Source organism: Burkholderia sp. BCC0397, assembly GCF_902832865.1.
Taxonomy (GTDB): Bacteria; Pseudomonadota; Gammaproteobacteria; order Burkholderiales; family Burkholderiaceae; genus Burkholderia.
Genome location: NZ_CADFDL010000020.1, coordinates 125515 through 133823 on the forward strand (window position 1 = coordinate 125515; position 8309 = coordinate 133823).

Consider the following 8309-nt stretch of genomic DNA (forward strand, 5'->3'; position numbering starts at 1 on the left):
CGTGCTATTCAACCGCCTCGCCCACAAAAATGCGGACAGGTCCACGTGGTTTTCCGGGATGCGGTCCGCGTAACGCAACAGGCATGACTAAGAGATCAGGTCTTGACTTACGCAGGTGATGTTCGCCAACAATGAAAGCATCCCGTAGGACGCTTTGCACCGTGGCGAAGTCCTTGTCCGGCTGGGTTTTGCGAAAAAGCGGCAGTAGAATTTTGGTCCCGTTGACCCCCAACGTCGCAAAAATTCGCACCATCGCGCTCCAAAAAAATGAAAGCGTCCCGCGGGACGCTTCCTGTACGGCGGAATTCTTGCTGGGCGCGGTTTCGCGCTACGTGAGACGGAAATTACTCGACCCGATTGCCCCAGGCAGGCCGCGAATTCGCTAGAAATCGATGTCGAGTTCTTGCTCGCCTTCTACGGAAATCGCTTGCTCTGCGCTTACCGATTTGAGTCGGTGCTAGAGCTACCACCAGCGCGCCGCGAACGGCGTCCAGCAGAACTCGCGTATCGGTAAAGCATCTCACGCGTGATACGGCGAGTCGCGGATTGAAACGATGCCCCTTCAGCTGGTTGAAGCGCAAGGTGACATCGTCTTCGCTGATGTCATCGGCGTACACTTCCTGTGATGTCCTGCGTGTTGCGCGGTGCTCAAAACGATATTCCGAAGCGTCCACATTAAAGTCAACGCACCGCTGGCCGATATTAGGAGTCCATCTCTAATGCAAGCACAGATAGCCAACCCGGAAGTGATTTTGCTCTCTCGCGAACATTGTGCATGTGCTCTGGCGTCAGCGTCACCCGGCGCATTGCCAACGCGAGCATGAACTCTGGCAAAGCTTGACCAGCTGGCGCGTCGTGGAGGTCCATCAGGCGCAGTATTAGACGCTGCATATCCGCACTGAGGTCCGACCTGGAAGCGAAGTTTAGCTCCGATTTGTAAGCCGCGCGGAGTAACGCCGCTTGGATGGCCGGGTCGTTGAAGCGTGTGAAATTTGCCGGCGATATTAGGGTTTGTTGAAAGAGCCCGCTCACCAAGCTTGTGTCTCCGTCCTTTGCGGCACCTGAGCGACAGGCTTCCAAGAAAACTGATACAGTCAACAAAACGCCAGCACCGAGGTCGTCTCCAGAAAGTGCTGTCTTCGTTTTCCATAGCAGAAAGCCGGGGGACATTTGAAGCGAAGAGCCGTCAAATGACGGAAGAAAAGTGTGTTTGTCGGTGAGACCGTTTCCCTCTCGAAAGAGATTCAGCCGGTCCTTGAGAGCAGGTGGAGCGATTATGTCGGCGTCGCCACATTCCTCCAACACATGTGCAAGTATCGTCGACTCTTCGGCCCAGTCGAAATCGATATCTCCCTTTCCCACGGGTAGCTGCAGGGAGCACTTAAAGTGATATGCACAATCATCGGCGTTCAGCTGCAAGTCATTCCGAAGTTCTTGTAACCTAGCCTGACTCTCGGGCAGTGCGGCAAGAGCGAGAAAAAGTCTGGGCCCCTTCGGTTGCAATGTGCGCAACGCGGCACTTATCTGCTTAAAAGCAAAACCGTTGCCAATGATTGGAGACGCGACTACGACCCCCGCCTTCGACAAAAAGTGCTTCGTTTCATTGCTTGGTCGGTCCAGTTGAAGTCCATCAAAGACTCGAATGTCTGCCTCTGGAGACTTCTCCAACAAGAGCTCTCGGATACGTTTAGTCATCCGTTCCGCCTCGCCCTGACCGACCCGCCCACCTTCAAGGGTGTCGACGGGATATACAACGGCGATGTCTCCGGCGACTGCGTAATTAGTCAGCCAGTTTCGAAGTAGGCATCCGTCCGATTGGCCATCTAAGCAATACTTATCAACTAAGGCGCCAACGTCGAAAGACAGAGACCAATAGAATCCGCCTAGTGGACGCCGTCTACCTGACCGCACAACGTGGTCTTTCGCGAGCGCCGCGAGGGTTAGCTTTCGTCCTTCGTCCAACGCGCCGTGGGCGAGTCTAACCGGTCTTGGTCGGAAATTTTGGTTCAAAAACCGCTCGCCGATAATCTTTACGGATTCACACCCAGGCGGTATCTCCGGAACATCTGGCTCGAAGTTAGGCCGTAGCCCCTCCAAGGCTGGCGCCCCTTTCAGGGCACGCGGAATTTGGAACAGGGAACTGGAGCTCATCGCGCTTTGGTCGGCATAGGAGCCGTTTGGCTCCAGTAACAGTAGGGTGCAGCACTCGACATGCCTTGTACCAAGCCTCTCGTTTACGAGTCTCTCAAGCCCTCCTGACGTTGACGCTGAGATTATGACGAACGCTGGTCCGGAGTCCACGATGCCGTCCGACAGGCCTTCATAGGACCGAAAGCTCTCGATAACGTAGCGGCTTTTGGGGTTATGCTCGCGACGCATCGAAATCAGCGCCTGGGCAAGGGGCCAAATGCTCATGGAGTCAACGAGCACCCGTACCTTTGAATCAACTAGCCTGTCACAATATTCGCGAAATGGCGCGAGTAATCTAAGTGCCAGCAGTTCAATCGCGGCGGTGCAACTAAGTAAGCTTTCAGTTCGAATGAAGTGCGAGGAATGTCGACCGGAGAGTTTGGCGAAGAAGAAGCCGGGCGGCGCTGCGGCGACCACATTTCCAGCAGTCACTTCAGACGAGATGTGGCTGCGTACTGCGGGCACGAGTATCTCGCTCGTCCCGTCGACTTGCAATCGACGGTCGTCGTCTTCGACGTGATAGATATGGCCGCTGCCTGTATAGGAGAAGAGCCAGAGCTTGCAGAGAGCCCCGATAACCTCTCGTGCCTCGATGCACTCAGATTCGCTCATCGACTGTCGAAGGCTGGCCGCAGACTTTCTGTCCGCCAACACGACGAGCGCAGGGGCAACGACGTTGTCCGAAGACCAGTCCTTGAATGCATGCTTGATTTCCACCCAACTGGGTGTATCCGACCCAATGAACAAGAGCAGTGAGCTCTTCGAGATGTTTTCGGGCCCAGAGAACGGAATAAATAGCATCGTTGGTCAGACCGGCAGGAGAATTGAATATGCTGTGCCTTCCACGGCTCCAACTTGTTCGTGCGTCCATGGTCGAAGAAAGAAAACCATCTGACCATCTTGAAGGAACACATGCGTCCCATCGTCGAGGCGGACGTAGTCGTCGTGCGGTTCGGCTCTTCTGAGTTGAAGTTCGATGTCCCCGATAGCTGACTGCGTACCAAACAGATACCCCAGACGGCCGGTGCGCAAGCGTAAGAACCCATTGCGCTTTCGCAAAAGGCTGGCCACGCTGAAGAGCCCGACTCCCCTCAGTGCATTGCCGGAGGACGTCCGCCATTTTTTGAAGCATTCAATGACCGCATCTTCTTCCTCATGCAAAGGAATTTCATCCAACTTGCTCACTGAGCGTTTGTTCTGCGGTCGGTTAGCAAGCCATCGGCGGGCTAGCCCGGGCCCGGAGTCGACCATACTCAGTTCGATGAAGCTGAGCTTGCGTGCTTGTCCATCGCGCGAGCTCGGTATGGGGTCCTTTTGCACCTTCGGATGCGTTGTCAGGCTGTGCAGTAGGTAGGCCTGGATATGCGAATTTCCACCGGCAAACATTTCCAGATTGTCGTCGTCGATGTCACGGAGTCTGACAGTAACCGCCCGAACGCCCTTGTCATATTCCACGCCCTTGTGGTCTACGCGGGCCCACCAATCTGAATTCTCAACGAGTTCGCGCATCAAGTGTGCTAAAGGCTCAGAAACCTCACGCACGTAGCCGCCGGGCCAGCGCGGCGCCAACTGCATAAGAATGTCTTGAATTACGACGCGGATATCACCTTCTGGCCTTACGCGCCACTGTGTCCGATATTGCTCATAGAAGGGCCTTATGTATTCGCGCTTGCTGCCTTGAACACAAATTAGATTCGCTCGCCCCTCGGTAGTGTCGTGAGTGCGCTGGAAATCGAAATTGTCCATCGCATCGAGGAAGGCAGCGTATCCCCTCGCTTCACGACGTTTTAGCAGGCTGTGAGACTCATCGTAGAGCTTACCGCCCAACACCCAAGCGGCTAGAACGTGAGGTATGCCGAGTTGTTTTTGAAGCGTTGCCTCAAAGTTTGTCGACGCCGCATCGAGGGTCGAGAAAAGAACGCTTTCGGCCGTATCTTTGGAACGGGCCCATGTGACAACGAACTGCAGCAGCGCTGCTTCGGCGCAGAACGAGGTTACGCCGAGGGATGTTCCGGGCGTGGGGACCTCGAGTTCGCGTGCACCCTCTCGCTCGAGTTCGGCGATGGCACGTTCGATACTTCGGATATCTGGTTCGGGAATTCTCATCGTAACGGGCAGCTCCAACTCTATCTGGACAGCAACGTTGCAGGTATTGCGGAATTCAGTGTTGCAGTCAGGTCGCCGCTCAAAAATCGGTCGCCGATGTGCTGGAGAGCAACTCTGCCGACAAGCAAGAAATCATGAGATGAGTTAATCATAGACCCAAGGACACAGCTATGCACGTCTCATATAGGCGAGGTCTTGGAGATTTTTGTGTCAGAGGGACCGCTGGGCGCCAACGCTTCCCGCGACAAGCTGTGTGTTAGGAAAGAGAGCTCGCATACGATTGTTGCTCTGGTGTAGCGGAGGGCGTGTGTGGCATAGTGCAAACATTCTTTTTGAAAGGTTGAGACTATGGCCACGCTTGAGAGCATACAAAAACGAATCGCAACGCTGCAGGCTCAGGCCGAGGCGCTGGTCGCAAAGAAGTCGACCGAAGTATTGGAAAGAATCCGTGGCCTGATGGAGAAGCATGGAATTACGACGACCGACATCGAAGCGCATGTTGGCGGAAGACAGCGTGGCCGGAGAACCGGTATCAAAGCTGCTGCAAAGTCCACCACTTCAACAGCGAAATACCGTGACCCCGAGACGGGTGCGACATGGACCGGTCACGGTCGCGCGCCGGGATGGATTGCGAATGCCAAGGACCGGAGTAAGTTTTTGATTGATGGCGTGTCGCCCAAGGTGACCTCCGGCACCAAGAAGTCTGCAACGAACGGCAGCCGTTCGCAGGGCTCGCTGCCGACTCTATACCGCGACCCGAAAACCGGAGCAGCATGGAGTGGCCGAGGCCGCGCACCAGCTTGGCTGGCGGGAGCCAAGGACCGGTCCAAATTCCTGATTGCAAAAGCAGATGTAACCGCAGCAGAGCGGAAGGCAAAAGCGGTAAAAAAGACGGCAACAGCTAAAAAGGTTTCCAGCAAGAAGGTAGCTGCCAAGAAAGTTGCGGAAACGAAAGGCACACCGGTCGCCAAGAAGGTGACGGCAAAGAAGCCTGTGGCAAAGAAAGCTAGGAAAGCAGCAACCAAGAATGTGGTGGGTGCGGTCGAGCCGGCGCAGGCGGCCGAGGCGTCGGCTACGCCCGCTACCGCATAAGCGCTTACCCCGCAGCGCCCGATAACGTCGAATCGAGCAACCCCGCAGTTGGGGCAGCTCGAAATTGATTTCGGTGCTAGGTTCTGCGCTGGCAACGATTCTGCACGGGAGGGCCCACGTGGGACTTGGCGTAGTGGCCGTCCCTCGTCGGTCGCTCAAGACGAGTGACTCGGGCAGACGTAGCTTGTCCGACAAGCGGGTTAATAGGGGCTGGCAAGAGCGGGGCATATCGTCCGCAGTCAGCACTCTGGGAGCTTGAACGGAAAGCATGAGCTTCATGCGGCTGGCGTGGCTGCAAACGCACGCCTGCCGCTTACTTCGACGAACCTTTTCCTCAAACACCGGAAGGCGAGCTATGCGACGGGCAGTCAGCAATCAGCCCCGCCATCGCTTGCATACCTGCTCATCCTTCGGGTACCGATGCTTTTGTTGGTCATACAGGTCGCTTAATCCATCCGGAGCCCCGTTCGCCTGACCATGCAATAGGATGTCACTTAGTTCCGGAGACGCGTTCGGAAGGTCTCCCGCATACAACCAGCCCAGGTCGCGATACGCTCGGAACAAGTTGATGCTGTTGCTGTACGTTGTGAAGGCGGTGCTTGTCTGAGGGAACACCCATTTATGGTCACCGTTCTGCACCGCATCGGTTGTATCCTGAAAGTACTCGATGAGTGGGCAACTGTACGTGCCTGTAGCCGTTGTCACGGTACCATCGCAACGCGCAGGATTGCCAGGCTCCCCCTTTGGTAGGAAGGGCTGTTTGTGGGATGGGTCTGGGGGATACCAATCGTCGACGACTTTCATCCACTCCCCCTGGTCCATCGCGGAGTTGATGTAGTAAACGGTAATGCCATCGAGATGTTTGGGAGTCACCTCAGGCTCAGCGAGGTTTTCTCCTTGCAGCAGAGGCAATCCGTCCACGCCGGGAGTGTATGGGACCACGTGGCCAACCCAGACTCGGCGTCTCCAGTTCATAGGCGAAATATTGCCTCCGTCCTTTGTCGGATGTACGTAAATCTGCCGGTTACCGTCCCAGGTGCACTTTTGTGCAAGATGATACTTCTCGGGACCACTCCCTGTCGGCAACGAGGGGTCGCCGTCGAAATCCATCGTGTAGCCATGCACGTTCAAGTAGTAATTGACGGAGCACAGTGAGGCTAACAGCATCGCATTCGACTTGGGGTCGTAGTCGTTCTCGCCAGCGACTGCCACAATGTTGCGCACGCCTCTACGCAAGAGGGGAACCAGTCCTAGGTTATCGCCGGTCTGGCCTCCGTCGGAGAGATGAATGGTCGGCCCTTTCTCGGTAGTTACAGGAGAGTCCAGGTAATAAAACGGCCAGATGAGCAGCGAGTGAAGGCGGCGTTTGATATCGGGTTCGTTATAGTTTGCGATATCAAATCCCCATCGAAGATTAATGGTTTGAAGCCCGAAATTAACCAGTCCTCGCGAAATATGAATACTACGCTGCGCCGTGTCCGCAAAAGCTGCTGATGACAGAATTGCCATGGGCACAGTTAGGCCAACCAACCAAGGCGAGCCTCGCACGTAGCCATAACGACCAGAGCCGAACATATCGAACGATATTTCAAAGACATCCGAACTCAAATCGTAGTGTTTTGGCGAAAGGTCAAGGCCCGTGTTGCCGGAGTTGGCTGTCGCCTGAATAATCCACTTCGGCAAATAGCCGCCGAGCTTCTCTTTTGTAGTATTTGGGTCGCGTGTGTAGACGATAGACAGGTCACTGAAGTCCAGACAGTCTACCATTTCTTTAAACCGCTCTGCATGAGGTGATACCGGGAGCTTGTCTCCAGGCTGTGGCATGTAGCCGTATGTGCGCATAATGCCGTACAGATAGTCGTATTGTGTGGGTGAGACCCGCCATTTCCAGTCAAAGAGGACATTGGTGAACCAGTTAACGGGGGCCGTTGCCAGCGACTCTGCGAAGAGCATTGCGAATGTGCCGCCAAGCTGATTGGCATAGCGAGTGCGAGCAACCACGCCGTCCTTGTATTTGGACCTCTGCGCTCTGTCTGTGCGCAGCAAATCCTGATAGCACTCAACCCAGCCCTGATATGCTGCCTGTTGGACGTTTTTCCACACAGGGGCACTCAGGTCTGTGGGACGAGGGTCGTCCGTCGGCACCGGCCCGAGGTTCGTGCAGCCGCCGGGCAATTCCGCAAGACTGTCCCAACGATGGTGAACTTCATCAGGTGAAAACAGCCATACGTAAGGAAGTTCCCGCCTTCTACTATCGAGGTTGCGGGTTTCCATGAAATAGCGTGTAAGACCTGGATACGCGCGAATAACAGGGACATCGTCGAGGATTGCACGATACGCCTTGTAATATAGGTAGAAGGCAGTATACGAACCTCCGGACACTGAAGTGAGATAGTCCGTACGGTAAAGCCAACCCTCGTCGACAAAGCGCTTCACTACGCCCATCGCGAACGGCGAGGCCTTCGAGCCCCCCCCTGACAATGCCAGGCCGAGAGTGGGCAACGGTTTTTTGTTCGGTTTAAGCTCTTCGACGACGCCAGAGTTCGTGTTCAGAATGCAATCCAGCTTATCTGACGTTTTTTCGCACGGCGGGAGCGCCTGCGATACGTGAGAAGGGACGCCACCAACCACGCAGCCAAAAAGAATCGGACTAACTGCGAGAAGCAGCAGGATTCCATTTCTCACGGCACCACCCCCGTCGTTCATCTTCGTTTATATGAGCTGCTGGTCCCTATGCAGCCATACTTTCAAACTTGGTGTGTTTGCAAAGATAATAATGAATTGCAGAAAATTAACCGTATGAGGGGTTTCCCGCATTGTTGAGAGGTGGCCTCGCTCATTCGGACAGTTTTCTGAGATTTTTAAGTGGAACGTCCGAGGCAATCATGCTGCCGATTTGATCGCAGGCAGCGTCGCGAAGT

General features: G+C 55.0%; 4 protein-coding genes. 1 reads left to right on the plus strand and 3 read right to left on the minus strand.

Annotation, left to right across the window (positions count from 1 at the left end; translation table 11 throughout):
* Positions 1-702: 702 nt before the first annotated feature.
* Together HWX03_RS35105 and HWX03_RS35110 are read right to left on the minus strand one after the other, a co-directional pair.
* The gene (locus HWX03_RS35105; protein WP_175874453.1) at positions 703-2907 is read right to left on the minus strand and encodes a hypothetical protein; all 2205 of its coding nucleotides are present in this window, start codon (positions 2905-2907) and stop codon (positions 703-705) included.
* 90 nt (positions 2908-2997) lie between these two features.
* Positions 2998-4296, minus strand: coding sequence for a hypothetical protein (locus HWX03_RS35110; protein WP_175874454.1), 1299 nt, complete (start codon positions 4294-4296; stop codon positions 2998-3000).
* A gap of 348 nt (positions 4297-4644) precedes the next feature.
* Here HWX03_RS35110 and HWX03_RS35115 point away from each other — a divergent pair, with 348 nt between their 5' ends.
* Positions 4645-5388 carry an H-NS histone family protein gene (locus tag HWX03_RS35115; protein WP_175874455.1) on the plus strand — a complete coding sequence of 248 codons (744 nt, stop codon included), beginning with the start codon at positions 4645-4647 and terminating at the stop codon, positions 5386-5388.
* A gap of 375 nt (positions 5389-5763) precedes the next feature.
* Here the strand turns inward: HWX03_RS35115 and HWX03_RS35120 are convergent, their stop codons facing one another.
* On the minus strand, positions 5764-8094 hold the full coding sequence (locus HWX03_RS35120) for a patatin-like phospholipase family protein (RefSeq protein ID WP_175874456.1): 2331 nt from the start codon (positions 8092-8094) through the stop codon (positions 5764-5766).
* Between the last annotated feature and the right edge of the window lie 215 nt (positions 8095-8309).

Coding starts and splice junctions, on each gene's coding strand:
- HWX03_RS35115 (WP_175874455.1), top strand. CDS start 4,645: ATGGCCACGCTTGAGAGCATACAAAAACGAATCGCAACGCTGCAGGCT.
- HWX03_RS35110 (WP_175874454.1), bottom strand. CDS start 4,296: ATGAGAATTCCCGAACCAGATATCCGAAGTATCGAACGTGCCATCGCC.
- HWX03_RS35120 (WP_175874456.1), bottom strand. CDS start 8,094: ATGAACGACGGGGGTGGTGCCGTGAGAAATGGAATCCTGCTGCTTCTC.